The sequence below is a fragment of the Eubacterium sp. CAG:161 genome (genome assembly GCF_000432355.1).
Classification (GTDB): Bacteria; Bacillota; Clostridia; order Lachnospirales; family Lachnospiraceae; genus Eubacterium_G; species Eubacterium_G segne.
The window spans coordinates 162,165-179,606 of record NZ_HF991872.1; the positions used below are offsets into that span (position 1 = coordinate 162,165).

Below are 17,442 nucleotides of genomic sequence, written 5' to 3' on the forward strand. Positions count from 1 at the left end.
CTTCCTTTCTTTAATTCTAAAAAGCAAAGGGAACAGCCACTAAGTATGCCATTCCCTTTTCTGTCTGTTATTTCTTTATTCTTACCTTCTTAGCTCTACTCCACTTACCCCAACCGCTTTTATTATAGGCTCGAATGTACACTTTATAGGTTTTACCTTTTTTAAGTCTCTTGAACGCACATGAAGTCGTTTTTCCTTTAAAGCTCTTGGTTTTCGTCTTTGCTTTTTTCCCTCTTCCAAGTACCCATTTTATCTGATACTTTGTTGCTCCATTAACTTTCTTCCACTTAAGGCTTATCCGTTTCTTCTTGTCATTCTTTGCACTCTTAAATTTCATTTGTTTGGGCTTTGCCGGTTTTTTGGTCTGCGGTTTCTTTGTTGTAACCTGTGGCTTACGTGTGGTAGGTGTCTGTGGTTTCTCTGTCGTAGGATTTACCTTTACTGTTGTTGCAGACTGTGTCGGTTTTACGGTTTCCGTTTCTTCCGTGGCAGGTGAAGTTGTTGTAACTTCCTCTTCCGGTGCCGTGGTTGTAGCCTGCGGTTCCTCTGTGTAATACTTCATGTATATCTTCCATGTACGGCTATCCACGTCAAAGTAACAGTCAACACTGTCTCCGGCATTAACCCACTTGCCCGCCTGCTTGTCGTAAAGTCTTCCCTTGTCAAGCGTTCCGCATTCCACCCACAAACCATCGGTGTATGCCCCGTTTCCACTTATTTCCCTTTTCATTGACATTTCAAATTGGCCCTGTTTACAGAACCAGTCTTCCTTCTCTGCGTCATACCATGTGATTATTCCGTAGCCCCTGTCTTTTTTTTCAAGGTCACTTTCCTGATATGCAGGTGTCGTTACCGATTCCTCAGTGGTTGTGGTTTCAGTTTCAGACTGCGTTGGTCTCTCCAGCTTATCCCTGTATTCCTCGTAGTAGACCTTTCCACAGGTATTACATACAATCTTGAACCAACCTTCCGTGTCATAATCACTGTCAGCAGTGTCAATCTTATAGTCATGCGGTTTTATGGCAACTTTTTCCGTTTTCTCATTGCCACACTCACTGCATACTTTCTTTATCTCGCCTTCTTCCGTACAGGTTGGTAGCTTGTTTTCTACCGTTTTGTAGGTATGTGTTGCAGGAAGGGTAAATGAATGGATTTTACCACAGTAATCACAGTGCTCATCAACCTTTCCTTCCTTTAAGAATGTCCCGTCGGTTGTACAGGTTGGTTCTGTTATTTCTGCCAACGGACCCATGACACAATTATCAACTGAGCCATGCTCAAATTCAGTATCGTAGTGCGTTATGGCACTGTACTCAAAAAGTTCGCTTGAAATCTTCTTGGTTGTTCCGACAAGTGCCCTGTTCAGTTCCCACAGTAGCTTGCCATTCTTATTGTACTGTTCATAACCCTCATAGCAATCCACTGTTCCCACCTGGCAGTCCGTCTTGTAATGTTTTCCGTCAAGTCTTACAAAGTTAAATGCATGGGAAACGTTTGAAAGATAGTAGCTCTTAATTCCACAGTCATGCATGAAACGGTTGAACACACGTGTATAACCTCCACATACGGCATAGCCATAAAGTATCGCTTCTATTGGCTCCTGTCCTCCGGATACATGCTGCCTCCTCCGGATACATGCTGCCCGGACACATCACTTGCATAACCGTACTTTACGTTCTGTTTTATCCATGTGTACGCTAGCTGTATCTTCTGATAATCACACAGGTCAGCATTCAGTATTCCGATTCTGTTTTCAACATCCCTTATCACGTCCATGTATTCATCCCACCGGTCTATCGTGCTGGTGGCATAATCAAACGGAGATATTGATACCCTTGAACCCATTCTTACGGTGTAGTAATGATAATCCCCGGTCACTGCAACACATTTATCCACGCTCCAGTTAAGAGAAACCCTGAAGTCTCCCTGTGAATACACGTACTGACGCCAGTATGTCGTGTCAATATCTTCGCCCTCGTTTTTTATGATGTATGTTTTATTCCTGAAGTCATTCTCATATGACCTTTTTATCACGTCATCAAGCATGGCCTTGTCAGTTACCGAAACCTCATCAAGTACCTTTATGGCAGCTTCCGACAGTTCACTGGCAGTACGCATTCCGCCCTTTTCGGTTATGGTGTATGCCTCTGCCTTACTTCCGCCCGGTAAGACAGTGACAATAACGGTGCAGAAAATAATTATCCATGCCATTATCCTTTTCATTCCAGCTCATCTCCTCTCTTTATTTCTCTCGAACATTTGTTCTGTTAATCCTATTATATCTGATTAAACCTATGTTTGCAATACATTTTTTACTTATTAATAAAAAGTCAGCATTACGGATACTTTTGTCTTTTTTCTTCCTTATATATATTATAATTATATAAGAAGTTTCTCTTTATCCGTAACGTTACCGGTTACTTCCACATAACATCCTACTGTCCGGAAATACCTTTCATGTCTGTTTATACTTTTCTGTCTCTGGGGTTGTTTTTGTTTTCCGTATGGTTATGGTTAATGCAGAACAAGGGGGAAAACTCCCCCTCATCTGCTTTTAGTTTATGAAATTCTGTATCTTCTCTTCTTACCTTTAATGAACAGATAAAGAAGTGTGAGCACAATCATTATCACAGCTCCCGCAATGCCGTAAATCATGCCCTGTGCTCCCGTTGCCGGAAGTTTAAGTGTTGCGTCATTCTTTACCTCATATGTAAGGTCAAAGAACCTGTACACTTCGTTTTCCTCATCCCACTTTGCCTTTGAGGTGTCTGCTCCCATTGCATCCGCCTCAGCCTTTGTGAGTTTAAGTGGAAGTGTTATCTCAACAGGGTCCTTTAACAGGCTGTGTCCGTTTACCGTCTTTGTTTCGGTTAAGGTGTACTTCTGTGGTGGAAGTGTCTTTTCACCGTTTTTAACTCCGAATACAAGTTCACCGTTCTTGTCGGTTTTTCCGGTAATGGTGAGTCCGTTTTCACCCTTTAAGGTAAACTCTGCACCCTCAAGCGGTTTTCCGGTGCCACCATCTGTTTTTAATACCTTAATGGATCCTCCGGTATACTCATCAGTCATCACGTATTCAACTTCCGTGGTATCGTCTGTTACCTCAAACTCTATGTCCTTTGCAAGCTCATAGTTTTCAGGTGCATACTCTTCATGTATCCTGTACTTTCCGTTTCCAAGTCTGAACACACTTGACGTGTCTGCTCCCGTTGTCCATGAATACAGGACATTTCCGCTTTCATCAAGTAACTGCAGTCTTGCTCCCGGAAGAAGGTCTCCGCTTCCCGTTTTCTTTATGATTGAAACAAGTTTCGGCTTGTCAAGCATTGTGATTGTGACTGTTTCCGCAGCTGACGCATCATAAGCATCACCCGTTTCACCGTTCCTGTCAACCTCGTCAACAACTCCGTCCCCGTCATCAGGATTTGTGATGTCATCATCACTTCCGGTTTCCGGTTCAAGGTCGTCTGCAGGTTCATTCGTTGGCAGCTTTCCATCGTCCCAGTTCACTTTGTTTCCTCCCTGGTCCGTAAACTGTGTGCCATCCATTCTGTTGTAGTCATCTTCTGTCACGCCGTTTCCGTCATTCCACTGTCTTCCTGCAACAAACTCTATGTCTTCTGCCTTCTGGTAATCATCCGGTGCCGACACCTCATGAAGATAGTATGTCTCACCTTCTACGAGATAATCTATCTCGTGTTCGCTTCCGTCGGTTGTCCACTGTTCAACAACGTTTCTGTTTTTGTCAAGCACCTGCAGTACACATCCTGAAAGCGGTTCACCTGTATCCGTTGCAAGTTTTATGAATCTTGTCTTTGTGTAATCATCATTCATCACGACCTGCTGTACCTCGTTGCTCTCGCCAACCTCAAAGGTTATGCTTTCAGCAACCACGTATCCCTTTGGTGCCCTTTTCTCAACAAGTCTGTAGGTACCCGTCTTTATTCTGTCTATTCTGTGAGGTGTCTTTTCTGAAATCCAGCTGTCAACAAGGTTGTTCTCGCTGTCATAAAGTTCCATTTCAGCACCTTCTATTTCCTCGCCTGTGGTGATGTCACACTTTCTAAGCTCTAACTTATTGTAATCATCCTTCATTTCCACCTTTGTCACACTTCCGTCTTCATTCACAGTAAATTCAATCGGTGTGGCAATGGTGTATCCGTCAGGTGCCACCTCTTCCGTGAGTGTGTACTTTTCACCTGCCTTTAGTCCGTAAATCTTGTGTGTCTTTCCGTCACTGGTCCAGTGGTCAACAGTGTTTCCGCTTATGTCTGTCACGGTGTACTCACCGCCTGTAAGCTCCTCACCTGTTGTGATGTCCGTCTTGTCAATCCATGTCTCGGTCTTTTTGTTCTCAAAGGTTACTTTAAAGTACGGTATGCCGTCTTCATCAACACCGTCTTCCTTTCCCTTTTCAAGATTCACTGTCCTTGGTGTGTCATCCCTCACGTATCCGTCAGGTGCCTCAACTTCTTCAATTCTGTATGTTCCATATGTCAGCTCTTCCGTCTTGATCAGTCCGTTTTCATCTGTAACAAACAGTCTTTCTTCCTGACTGATTATTTCGTTTCCTTCATCATCGGTGCCTGAAACATCCTGCATGATGTAGCTGTTGTTATTTACGTCAAATATCTTAAAGACTGCACCCTCAATTCTTCCATTGTCCGTGCTGTCTTCCTTGTACAGCTTTATTCTTGCCTTTTCTTCCTCGTTCACTACCGTTATGGTTTTTGCAGTCACGTCACTGTTTCCGCCGTTTTCCGTTGTAAGCTCCACCATCTGGTTTGGTGCCTTTTTGTATCCGTCGGGAACCTTTGTTTCAACAAGGACGTACTTTCCAAAAGGAATGTCTTCAAATGCTGCGTAGCCGTTTACAACCTTTTCTGTTCCACGGCTCTTTACATTGCTGTAATCGTAATCATCAATGTTTTTGTCTGTCACGTCTGCCGGGCACTCATACAGGGTAAACTCTGCACCGTTTAGGTCATTTCCCCTGTCGTCCACCTTGTGTACGTTTAACCTTGCGCTGTCCTCGTCTTCCTCGAAGGTAACGGTGGCATTAAAGGTTGTTGTGCCGCTTCCGGTTGCAATGTCTTCTGCCCTTATCTGTTTTACCTCGTCTGAAAACAGGAACTTTCCACTCTTTGGTGCCTTTGTTTCCTTAATCCAGTAGTCCTTAAGCGGAAGGTTTTCTGCAGCTCCCTTTCCGTTTCTTCCTATTATAATGGTTGTTACCGGAAGGGAAAGTGCGCTGTCCTCATACACGGTGTATTCCGCACCCTCAAGGTCAGCAACGCTGTAGTTCTGTTTCTTTGACTGCTTTGTGACACTTATGTTAAGTCTGTATGACTCGTCAATTAATTCCTCTGCATCTACTGTTCCACCGTTTTCAATGGTGACTGTCTTTCCGTCTGAAAATGTAACCGTGAGATTATCTGCCTTCCATTTGGCTTCAATGTCACTGTAAACCACATGTGCGTCAACCCTGAAGTCCTCAATCTTTCCGTAGTTGTCGGGAACCCTGTCTTCCCTTACAACGAGTTTCAGTGTCTTTGTTCCGTCAGCGTTAAGGGTTGCATGAGACTGGTCATCATTTACTGAAATCTCTGGATATTCAAGCGGCTTTCCCTTAGCATCAATATCCGTTGAGTAAACACCCTTTATGTTTAAACGTTTATTCATCGCCCTGCACAGGCTGTTATCGTCTGCATAGTAAACGTTGAATCCGGCTCCCGTAAGCAGTGTGCCACGCTCATCCTTCTTTCTTAACGAAAAGATTATTCCATTCTTTGCTCCTTCGGATGCATTCCCAATCTTAACACCAAAGGTCTTTGCGTATGCATTTGCGGCATTCCATTCGCCGGCACCCTTTATCAGTCTCTTGTACTTACTGTAATTGTTTTCATCAAGTCTTAACCAGTAATCGCCGTCTGTCGGTCTCTTTCCAACGTTTGCGACCCTTGCCTGATAGTAGGTTGCATTCTTTGTGTCTGCACTGTCTCTTACAATGTCACCTTTCGCATATCCTGCGCCCATGACAAAGACACCCTTGTCCTCTTCAACCATGGTGTTTTCATAAAATGGCATGTCAAGTCCGTCCTTTAGACTTATTTCTGCCTCGTCACCATTGTTGATGTACGGTGCCTCAACATCCTTTTCCTTTATCTTGAACTTTCCAAGGTTGTCTGCAGTATAGTTAAGGATGTTTTCCTCGTTTGACTTAATGGAAAATGACGGGGTGTTTTTGTATGCTCCGTATCCGTTATTCAGGTCCTTTGACCACTCATAAACGTCAAATGTTGCATCAAGTGTCTTTTTATCATCCGTTTCATCAGTCTTTACAACGTTTACCTTCATTATCTTCTTTATGTTCTTCAGGATGTTTGCATTGTTAAGGGCTGATGAATTCTTTATCCACACTGCATAAAGTGTAACCTTTCCGTCTGCATCCGTTGTCAGGTTCTTAACGCTTTCACCGTTTAGGAACTCCGGCTCTGCGGCATCCCTGTTTCTGCTCCATCCAAGGAAGGTGTGCCCCGTTCTTATGTATGCATTCTGTGTAAGGTTAAGGGCTGCGTCATACGTGTGTTCCTGATTTGCCATTGTTCCGGCTGTTGCACCGTTTCCGTCATATATGACGGTGTATCTGTTCACGTCAAACAGTGCGTTGAATGTGACGGTGCCGGAGGTTGCTCTAAGGTTCATGTATGATGTCGGGATGTAGCTGCTCTTCATGGCATCCGCATTTGTTGTTGTGTTAAGTGCTGTTCCCGTTGTGGTCTTTGCACCACCGCTTGTGTAAAAGTAATGGGTGTCATTATCCATTCCCGTTATGTTCCAGCCCTTAAAGGTGTATCCTGCCTTTGTTGGTTTTTCCACATAAAAGTAGGAATTGCTGTAGTCTGATGTCTTTTCCCCTCCGTCAAGTGCGGTTGTCGGGTTCTGTTTCTGTGTTCTTCCGTTTGACGGGTTTGTATAAGTGGTGTTGTTACCGTTCTTAAACTTTCCTCCATCAAGATTGTAGGCTATGCCGTATGAGTTTCTTCCTACATGAAGTGTGATTGTGCTGTGGACACTTGCATTGCCCTGTCTCAATCCGCACTCATAAAGGTTTAATGCCATTATCATGTTTTTTGTGTATGAACTGCTGTTATGTGCCACCGTGACGTCCGTGTATGAGTTCGTGGTTATCGGTGTTTTTACCTTGTCCGCAAGTCTGAATGTGTGATTGTTTCTGTTGTTCTTTTCAACCTTAACGTATGAGGTGTGTGCCGGTACACTAAACTGCAGGTCACACATTAAAAGCGAAACGGTGCCATCCTGTGATGTCACGATGTTCTTATGGGACTGTGTGGCATTGAGCTTAAGCCCCAGCTTCGGACTTGTCACACTTCCCGAATACGTTACGGTGTTGCTTGTTGCCGTTTCATCACCTGCGGATAACTTCTTTCCTGATGCCTTTTTTGCCGTCACGTTTACCCTTAAGGTATCCGTGTCCCCTGTTGTGTCATTTACCACCTTTACATAAAAGTATCCCGTTGATCCCGAAACCAGTATGGCATCCGCTGCCTTTACGGGCATTGTCATGCCCTCTGCCATGCCAAGGGTAAGGACGGATGCCATGACAATGGCTGAAAATCTCTTTATCATTCTTTTCATTTTCTTCATCGTTTTCTATCCTCCTTACCATATGGTGTTATCCCATGTCCTGTTGTCATAGGATAATCCCTTTTCTCCGTTTAAGTATGTTGTCTTTCCCGGATATATTGTCACTTCCATTGAAAGTCCCGGTTTGTTTGCAAATATTTCTGAATTAAGGGTATTCTCCCTTAAGTAGTATGTTCCCGGAACCAGTGGACCGCTCTTAAAGTGTCCGCCCCTGTCAAGGACAATGTTGTCAAGTCCGGATACAGGTCTTGTACAGTTTTTGTCCGTGTATAATCCGTAGGTTATTCCAAGAAGTTTGCTTGAAAAGTCAAGGGTTGTGTCCCTGTTTCCAAGTCCGTCTTCTATTATCTTTGTTATGTCAAGATAACCCATTCCGGTGTCAGTAAATGACGTGAACTCTGCCATGCTGTTTCTGTTCTGTTCATTTATCACAAGATACTTCATTGTGGTGTCGTCAATGGTGTAACCGTCCGGTGCCTTTGTCTCTGCCACCGCAAACATTCCCCTGTTTGTCTTCGTCCACCTTACAAGGTGTTCCTCAATTTCTATCCTTGCATATCCGTCACTTCCGGTTTTTCTTGTTTTAATCGGCATGTATCTTCTGCCGTTCCATTCATAGAACGTGAACTCTGCACCCTGCAGTGGTTTTCCCGTTACTGCATCGAGTTTTCTTGCCGCAAGTCCCGCATACCACGGAATCTGGTTTCCCACTTTTCTTGCATTAACTCCCGGCTTTGCCTCAATGGCAGTTGTGGCATTCTTTGTTACATTTACCGTTTTTACTGCGTTTTTGTCTGCAGGCTCATAACCGGCATTCCATGATGTTTCCTTTACATAGTAGGTTCCCGTTGGAATTGCACTGCTCTTTCCGTAGCCTGTTGTTCCCTTTGTTGTGATTGTTGTAACCTTTTTCTTTAGGTTGCTGTCCGAATAAACCGTAAAGGTTGCGGTCATGTCATAGTCAGCTGACACGTCATTTCCGTCTGCGTCACTTACCACCTTTTGAACGCTTATGTATCCGTATTCCGTTGTGAGCGGATTGTCAACAGTCCATTCAAGTGGTGCTTCCTCACTGTCCTTGGCATTATCCTTGTTTATCTGTATGTCCTTTCTTGCGTGGTTGTTCTTATGGCCCTTTGGTGCCTCTGTTTCCTCTATTCTCCACTTGCCCTGGTTCTTTTTGGTGTAATAAAGCCATCCGGTTGCAGCTTTTCCCTTACTGTCTGTTGTTATCACACCATTGTTTCCTACGGATGTTGCCGTGACGTACTTGCTGCCGTTCCACCGGGAAACAGTGAACCTTGCACCTGATAAGTCCTTGTCAGTGCCTGTTTCCTTCTTGTGCACACTTATTCTTGTTCTCCACGGTTTGTTTACCGTTGAAAGTCTTACTGCCTTGTTCTTTGATGTTCCATCCTTTGTTGTCTTTACGGTGTAAACCTTTTTGTTTAAGTATGTTCCCTTCGGGTTTACAAGCTCCCTTATGTAATACTTTGTGTCTGTCTTAAGTTTCAGTGCCTGTGCCTCGCTTGTTGTTGCCTTTCCGTCTTTATCAAGTGTCATCTTAAACAACGGGCTCTTTCCACTTTTTGCTCCTGATTCCGTCTTGAACACTCCGTATACGGCTCCCGCAACAATTCCGGGGCTTCCGCCTGCATCCGTCTTCTTTACTATCTGTATGTATGCCGGTTTCTTTTCAACCTGTATCTTTATGGCTCCCGCCAGTTTCTGTCTTNNGGCTCCCGCCAGTTTCTGTCTTCCCGCTGCATGGTATTCCCCGACAATCTCAACATAATATGTGTTGTTGTCATTCCTTAGGTATGCATTTGCATATGAAAGCATTGACTTTGTAAGCTGTGACATGTAATATCCGGCATCCCCGTGGTCAACACAGTTTAAGTACATTGATGTTGGTACGTCACCGGTGCTTACTATTCCAAGTCCCTCGGATGATAAAATGTCGTCTATGAGACTTACCAGCTTATTCTTTGAGAACTTGACCTGTACACCGTCAAAAACCGAAACGCCTGTCGGTGCACCGTTATGGTATTCCTCACAGGTATGGCTTACCGCCATTCCCGATACCGCTTTAAGCACCGTACCCTGCTTTATGTTCGATGCGGCATTTACCGTTGTGTTTCCTGAAATTGCATTTAACACATTTTCCGCCATTGTCTTGACAGTGGTGTCACTCTTTTTGTCAGTTATTATTCCTGTGTTTGCGTGGCTTTCCCATCCGCCGTTTACCGCATTGTCAGGTCTGCTTAACAGCTCATCCTGAAGTTTGCCGTTACCAAGTGTTATCTCCACTCCCCGGTAATCATAGTCATTTCTTAAGGCAATGATTAAGTCATCACCGCTTCTTTCAGTGTCCCTTATTACTTCACTGTTTTCTATTGTCCTGCCGTTTCTTTTTACCGTGATGTCTGCCTCTGCAGAGTGCTCTCTTCTGTTCTGGACCGTTATTGTCTTAACGCCTGCGTTTAGGTTGTAATCACAGCCCTTGAATACTTCCGTGTCATTTCCGTTTTCATCCGTTACGGTGGCATGAATGATGTTGTCATCTGCCACAACCTTCATTCCCATGCTTTCTGCCGGCTTTTCGGTTACGTTTACGGTGTACCTCTCATGCCAGTACATTCTCGCGTCACTTACTGGGCTTACGCTGTATGTTATCTCATAAGTTCCGGGTTTGCTTGTGTCAACCTCTCCGTCACTTATCGACATTACGTACTCATCAGAGTCATAGTTCTGAAATGACAGCTGTGGATAATACTCATCACCTCTTGTGATGCTTAACTCCCTTTCATTTTCATGGCTTATTCCGCTGTCCGTGTAGTCTGCCGGAACCTGACCGCCAAATGAAGGCGACTTCTCAAGTCCATATATGACCTCATCCTGTTTTCCTGAACGAACCGTTGACGATGACTTGTCTGATACTGCGGTGAAGGTGTAAAGCCTGAGTCTGCTCTCTCCCTTTTCATCCGTTATCCTGTATACGACATTGGAGGTTGCACCGGGGGTTAGGTCAATGCTTCCCTCCTCGTATGCCACTCTTTCATCTTCACCGATGTTTCCGTCAGGATGATAGTTTTTGGGGTCAAATGCCTTATCACCGGACCACACATAAAGGTTTGTTCCGTATGTGATGTTTCCTGAGTATTCCTTCAGGTATTCACCCGGAATGACGGAAGCCGTGTTGTCTGCATTGCTTTTCTTAAGAACAATGCCGCCGCACACGGTTGTCACAATCAGTGCCGACGATAAGATCATTGTGGTTATTTTCCTTGCTCGTCCTCTCATCTCGTCCTCCTTGTCTGTTAATTGAGTATGGGATAAATCCCACCTCATCTGTTTGTCTGTTGCCTTATTTCTTAATGTCCCCGTTAATCCGTGCCTTTTCACTCTTAACGGGGCTTTTATGCTTAATTCTTACTATTATTACTTATTACTTATTATTTATTGCTTATTGCTTTTTATTGTTTACCATGCCTTAATCATCTGTTTTACTTTCCACACAGAAAACAACTATCTTCTCACTGTTGTCATGGGTTGTGTCGCATGTTGAAAGGGTGAGGGCTCTTTTGCACCTGTTCATTTCCCTTTCGCTTAAACCTGCACACGGATAAAGTGACTTGTTAATCTGTTCCTCAATCCACTTTCCGTAATCAACCTTTACGTCTGTTTCATACACTCCTGATGAAATGTCTGCGTGCATTACCGATGCGATGGTGTAGTGAAGTGTTATGTCCGGTGTGTACAGCGTTACACTCTCATGTCCCTTAAGGAAAGAGCTGTCAAGGTATTCCTTTAGTTCACCGAACATTACACCGGTCCAGCTTCCCATGTTGTGTCCGTAAATGATGTTGTTTCTGTTTTTTATTATCTCAGTGTCATGCAGCCTTTCGTCAAGGAATATTGAACCGTAAATGCTGTAATTGCCCTCAATGTCCCTGTACAGGTATTCATCATTGCTTTTGGCCCTTACAACGGGATATGAAATGCCCGTGTTTTCTATATCTATCCATGCCACAATGTCCGGATTTATCTTCCACAGCCTTTCAAAGTCAATGGTTTTCGTCTTTTCATCCTTTGCATCATTCTCAATCCTTATGTACTTAAGTTTTACGCTGTATAAGTCCCTTATGTCATTTCCAAGATAAAACAATGACACAATCAGTGTAATGATGAAAAGCAGTAATGCCACTCTTCTAAGCACTGTCCCTGCCTTTTTTCTTTTTTCTGCCATTTTTATTCCTTACAATCCTGTCGGTTATCACCAGCAACAATGAAAGGAACAGTCCGATGATTATGCATGTCTCGTATTCCCTCATCCACTGTGATGTCCGCCTTTTTTTCGTGGTTGTTTCACTTACTGCGTTGTCACTGCATCTTTTTCCGGTTACAAGAAGTCTGTGGTCGTTCACTCCGTAAGGCGTGCAGGTCACAAGGGTACACAGGTCTTCTCCATCCCTGATGGAGAGTTTTCCCGTGTCCCCTGGCAGTACGACGTTTATTTCGCACACACGGTAACACAGCCTTTCTCCCAGAACCCTTATGTAGAAGACATCCCCCACACTTAACAGTTCAAGGTCCGTGAACAGCTTCTTGTTTCTAAGCCCCGTGTGTCCCGTTATGACACTGTTGGTGCTTTTTCCTCCCACGGGAAGTGAGGTGCCCTCTAAGTGGCCACACCCTGCCTCTAACACCGTCTGTGACGTTCCGTGGTATATGGGAAGTTTCACGTCTATCTGTGGTATCACTATTTCTCCCATTACGGGACTCCCGTTCACTGACAGCTGGCTTTCATAGCCCTTTGGTGCCTTTTTTATTACATCAGTGTCAAATGGGTCATGAAGCACTCCAACCCTGTTTACCAGTTCACTGTTATACTTGTCCGCCTGCCTTCTTATTTCATCAAGTTTTTTCTGTGATGTACTGCTTATGCTTTTTTCACTTGATGTTATCACTGATGATGCACGGTTTTTATAAATCTCATTGCTTATATAGGGGTATGCCGCAATTAACCCCCCAACAGCAATGATTAATGCGGGTATCATTTTCCTTAAGAGAAATTTTCTAAATTTCATCCTTTTCCTTTTTACGTGTGAGAACTATTCCTGCTCCCGCAATTAAGAGTCCCAGTACCGGGAGAAGTCTTATTGCCTGTCCCCCTGTCTGTGGAAGACTCCATTTCTTTGAGTTTACGACGCTTATTCCTGCAATCGCATTGGCTGAAGTGCCGTCTGCTGACAGTGTGGCGTTCTTTCCGCCCACTTTTGCCGTTGCACTTACCACGTCTCCTCTTGCCATGTCAACCTTTCCTGCAGGTCTTCCCTTTCCTGATGTCGGATTCTTCCTGTCTGCCTCATTGATTTCCATTCCGTTATGTCCTGCCAGTGCAGACTGAATATCCTGTGTTGCAGGTGTTACTTCAATTTTAACCGGGTCCTTAAGCAGTGTGTAGCCGTCATCCGTTTTTGTTTCCGTAAGCTCGTAGCTGTCACCCTCAAGTCCGTAAACAAGCAACTTGCCTTTTTTTGATGGAACAAGTGATGTTGCCTTGTTCCTGTCTGTTGTCTTTCCTGTTACATAATATGTTTTGTTGTCACCAACTGTTTCGCTGTTGTCTGCAACAACGTAGTATCCGTCTGTTACGTTGTAAAGAATGAAGCTTACGTTCTCCGCATTTCCGCCGTTGTCTGAAAATGTCTTTGTGATGTCAAGTCCATAAATGAATACTGTTGCCTCATCCTCTAATGTATCATAGTATCCTTCTGATGTTCTGCTCCATGCAAGTGATACGTCATTCGGGTTTCCGCTGTCACCAAGCACTGCGGTTGCGTCGGAATTTACCCTTGCCTGATAATACACAACCATGTAGTAATCTGAATACTTCTCATTGATTTCCTTAAGTCCCTTGTCTGTCACGTCAACCGTGAGTGTTGATGCGTCATCCTTTCCACTGCCTGTTGTAATTTTTGCAAGTTTGTTGTCTGATGCAACATTCCATACTGCAGTAGCCTTTGTAAGGTCATTTACTGATGCATTCTTTCCGTCCTCTCCGTTTACGTCAGGGTCATATGTCTTTACGTCACCTACCTGACTTCCCCTGTCATGAGCCTTTATGTCAGCCGCCCATGTTTCAGGATTTGATTCATAAAATGCTATCTGCACGCTGTCCTTTTCGTATTCTATTCCCTTTGATAATGTGTCAACAAATCTGTACTGTGTAAGGTATGTTGCCTTAGTTGTGATGTGTGGGAGTTTTGATACTATGATGTAATCTAAAATGTCACCTTCTGATGCGGTGGTTGAGGAGTCATATGAATACTCACTTCTTTTTCCCGCAAAGTCTGTCTTATCCTTATCCGTTACAATGTATGAGTCATCCTGCTTTGTTTTTGAGCCGTCTGTTGCATTTTTACCTTCTGCATTTCTTACGAGCTTTTCTATTGTGGGATTTCCCGTCTGGTTCTTAGGATAAAGGTTTAAGTCATAAAACCATCCGTTCCCCTCGGAATTTGTCATTGGAATGGAAACAAAGAACGGGTCTGTTGTTGATACCACTTCCTCAGGAACCTTTGTCTCAACAATTAAGTAAAGTCCAAGGTCAAGATTGTCCTTTGATGTTACACCCGTGTCTGATGTAAGGTCCATTGCTGTTCCGCCCTTTGCATACTCCTCCAATTTGTTCTTTGCTTCAATGCCCTTTTTTAATGTGTCTGATAATGCACTGTTGATTTTGTCTGATGTAAAATAGCTTTTTCCATTTATTATTTTTTTGTCACTGTCTGATAAACCAAGAATTGTCTGAAGTTCTTCCGGTATTTCATACTTAATGCTTACCACACCGTTGTCCTCATCCTGAGCGATGTCTCCGACCTTTATGTATGTAAACTCAACGCCCTTTATGGCATATTTCTTAAGTGCATCTTCCGCTGCACTGTTCTTCTTTCCGTCTGACACAAAGCTGTCGGTGTCAACACTGTCATTACCTGCTGCGGTCATGTCATACTTGTGTATAGTAATGCTTCCCTTTTTGGTACTGTCAATGGTTGTATCATCTGCAAAAACCACTGAACCCATGCACAGCGACATGATAAGCGCCATGCTCATTAATGCTGAAATAAGTTTCTTAACTACTACCACGTAATATTCCTCCATAATTTAACTATCATATTCAAAATATTTACTAATAGTTGTAAATCTAAACCAGTGCTATATAGTAGATGCAAACAAAGAACTGAACAATCTACGAAGTTAAGCTGTCCTTAAAATTAAGCTACCGTCTAACATGGCTGTCCGGTTCTCCGACTAAGCCCACTACACCTGGTCTAAATTTTTCCTATTATGAAATGTCACTTCCGGCATGCGTCGGAAATTTTCTGATTTAAATCCAATAAACTTTTAATATTTACATGTAATTTTTTAATGTACATACTTTACATTCACATATTCATTATATGTTTGTACCTTTTTATGTGATTGTGTTATTTGATATTACGCGTATTTATATATCATATGATACTTGGTACATTTTTAATACTACATCATTTCTTATAGTAAATCAATCACTTTTTGTTATTTTTTATAAATATTTTGTAACTTTCTATTAGATTGTGGGTTTTGATAAGTATAAATTGCGTAGTGATAAAAAATTGGGATGTATTAGCAGACATCATACTCTTCATAATAAATATTTTCTATTTTAGGCAAAAAAAACACATGTAAGGCTGACATTACATTACAACCACTACATGTGTTCTGATTTTACTGTATTTAATTTTTTCTTCCTGCAAGAGTTCTGCACTTTTCTGTATCTCGCTGTATCTGCTGCTTCAACTCTTCCATGTTACTAAAGGTTCTCTCCGGTCTTATGAAATCAAAAAATAACACCTGTATTATTTCACCGTATACGTCTCCTTCATAATCCAAAATATTAGTTTCAACCTTTATCTTCTTTCCACTTTCCACTGTAGGATTTACCCCTACATTGGTTATGGAGTCAAATTTTTCGCCATTTATAACCACCTTGGTTCTATAAACACCGTTAGGCGGCAACAACTTTACTGCCTCGGGAATAATATTAGCTGTAGGGAAATTTATTGTTCTTCCCAGCTGTTTGCCATGCTCAACCCTTCCAATAACACTATAAGGATGGTCCAGCATCTCATTAACCTCTGCCATATCACCTTTTGATATTTTCTCCCTAATGGATGTACTGCTAATATCTTTGTTGTGATACTGCTCCTTTTCCACCACAATCAGATTATATCCATATTTTTTCTGGTTACTGCGAAGGAACTCCACATCCCCCTTAGCCATTGCTCCAAAGTGAAAATCCGTTCCACAAACTATAGTTGTGGCACCGATTTTTTCTTTTAAAATATCCTTAACAAACATTTCAGGTGTTAATGCAAGAAACTCTTTTTTCATGGGCATCTTCATATACACGTCAATGTTTTGTTGTTTGCAAAGCATCTGCTTTTCCGATTCTGTTACAATAGTCTTGTTGGCATTGTCCTCTAAAAAAGCTTTAGGAGAGGTTTCAAAGGTCAATACAACCTTCTGCCTTCCATTGGCATTTTTCCTTATTTCCTCAAAGAGTTTTTCGTGACCCTTATGTATGCCGTCAAACTTTCCTATTGTAACAATTGTATTCTTTAGTTTTATATTATCAGTTATTGAAATACACTGCATATTTTCTCCTTAATCAATTACGTGAAATATGCCCTGTTACAAGCCTTATAAAAACATCTTCACCGGTTTATATATCTGTTTTTCGCTGTTAAACTTATATAATCCTATAAATTCTCCCTCAGAAGTATACACTCTTACAATCTGTCCATCTTCATGGTTCATTTTTAAAAATGTATTTCCGGATGTAAAAATATTACCATTATATACAAGCTTTTCAGCGCCTTTAGACACCATGCATTTTGAATAATTTCCCAGCATTTCATCCACCGGTGTAATATAATCCTCCAATGTATTATTATCTCTGAATTCTTCAATCTGCTTTAGGGTTATACTGTCTTCAACACTAAATCTTTCCACCTTGGTTCGCACCAGCTTCTCCATACAGCCACCAACTCCTAAGTCCTTTCCTATATCATGACACAAAGTTCTGATATATGTTCCCTTAGAGCATGTAACATGTAAATCAACCCTTGGAAGTTCCATTTTAGTTACCGTTATATCAATTATTCTGCAATGTCTTGCAGGTCTCTCAATAACTTCTCCACGTCTTGCCAGATTATATAACTTTTCACCACCTATTTTTATGGCTGAAAACATTGGTGGAATCTGGTCGTAATCGCCAATATAACTTTTTATGGTTTCAAAAACCTTATCCTCTGACAGTTCCATAATACTATCAGTATCCGCCTTACTTATTACTTCCCCTGAAGTATCCTGGGTATCTGTATCTAACCCCAGCAATAATGTTGCATTATATGTTTTATCCTTTTCAGATAAAATATCACACAACTTAGTTGCCTTGCCTAAACATACGGGAAGCACTCCCACCGCATTAGGATCAAGAGTGCCCATATGACCTATTTTTTTCTGTTTTAAAATTCCCCTAAGTTTTGCCACAACATCATGAGATGTAAAACCCGGTTCTTTATATACGTTAATTACACCATTAATCATATATTTATTCCTTATCAATATTCATTACAAATCTTCTTTTATTGATGACAATACCTTTGCAACCACTTCATCTAAAGTGCCTTTTACTTCAAATCCGGCAGCCCTTACATGTCCGCC

9 protein-coding genes are annotated in these 17,442 nt (G+C 42.4%); all 9 read right to left on the minus strand.

The features are described 5' to 3' along the window. Positions 1-67: 67 nt before the first annotated feature. Complete coding sequence (locus Q5O30_RS08615) at positions 68-1,546, minus strand: fibronectin type III domain-containing protein (RefSeq protein WP_021953350.1); 1,479 nt, start codon at positions 1,544-1,546, stop codon at positions 68-70. Between the two features lie 44 nt (positions 1,547-1,590). Then, entirely contained in the window at positions 1,591-2,223 is a 633-nt protein-coding gene (locus tag Q5O30_RS08620; protein ID WP_021953351.1) for a hypothetical protein, read from the minus strand. A gap of 336 nt (positions 2,224-2,559) precedes the next feature. After that, positions 2,560-7,668, minus strand: coding sequence for a SpaA isopeptide-forming pilin-related protein (locus Q5O30_RS08625; RefSeq protein WP_021953352.1), 5,109 nt, complete (start codon positions 7,666-7,668; stop codon positions 2,560-2,562). Between the two features lie 15 nt (positions 7,669-7,683). After that, complete coding sequence (locus Q5O30_RS08630; RefSeq protein WP_021953353.1) at positions 7,684-10,971, minus strand: SpaA isopeptide-forming pilin-related protein; 3,288 nt, start codon at positions 10,969-10,971, stop codon at positions 7,684-7,686. A gap of 190 nt (positions 10,972-11,161) precedes the next feature. Continuing rightward, the gene (locus Q5O30_RS08635; protein ID WP_021953354.1) at positions 11,162-11,917 is read right to left on the minus strand and encodes a class B sortase; all 756 of its coding nucleotides are present in this window, start codon (positions 11,915-11,917) and stop codon (positions 11,162-11,164) included. After that, complete coding sequence (locus tag Q5O30_RS08640) at positions 11,880-12,758, minus strand: class C sortase (RefSeq protein WP_021953355.1); 879 nt, start codon at positions 12,756-12,758, stop codon at positions 11,880-11,882. Before Q5O30_RS08640 ends, Q5O30_RS08635 begins: the two co-directional genes overlap by 38 nt. Then, the gene (locus Q5O30_RS08645; protein WP_302674665.1) at positions 12,748-14,835 is read right to left on the minus strand and encodes a SpaH/EbpB family LPXTG-anchored major pilin; all 2,088 of its coding nucleotides are present in this window, start codon (positions 14,833-14,835) and stop codon (positions 12,748-12,750) included. Before Q5O30_RS08645 ends, Q5O30_RS08640 begins: the two co-directional genes overlap by 11 nt. 615 nt (positions 14,836-15,450) lie before the next feature. Further along, positions 15,451-16,371: a bifunctional riboflavin kinase/FAD synthetase gene (locus Q5O30_RS08650; protein ID WP_021953357.1), complete on the minus strand. Its 921-nt coding sequence runs from the start codon at positions 16,369-16,371 to the stop codon at positions 15,451-15,453. A 45-nt stretch (positions 16,372-16,416) separates the two neighbouring features. Beyond that, positions 16,417-17,325 (minus strand): tRNA pseudouridine(55) synthase TruB, encoded by a 909-nt coding sequence (truB, locus tag Q5O30_RS08655; RefSeq protein ID WP_021953358.1) that lies wholly within the window; start codon positions 17,323-17,325, stop codon positions 16,417-16,419. Between the last annotated feature and the right edge of the window lie 117 nt (positions 17,326-17,442).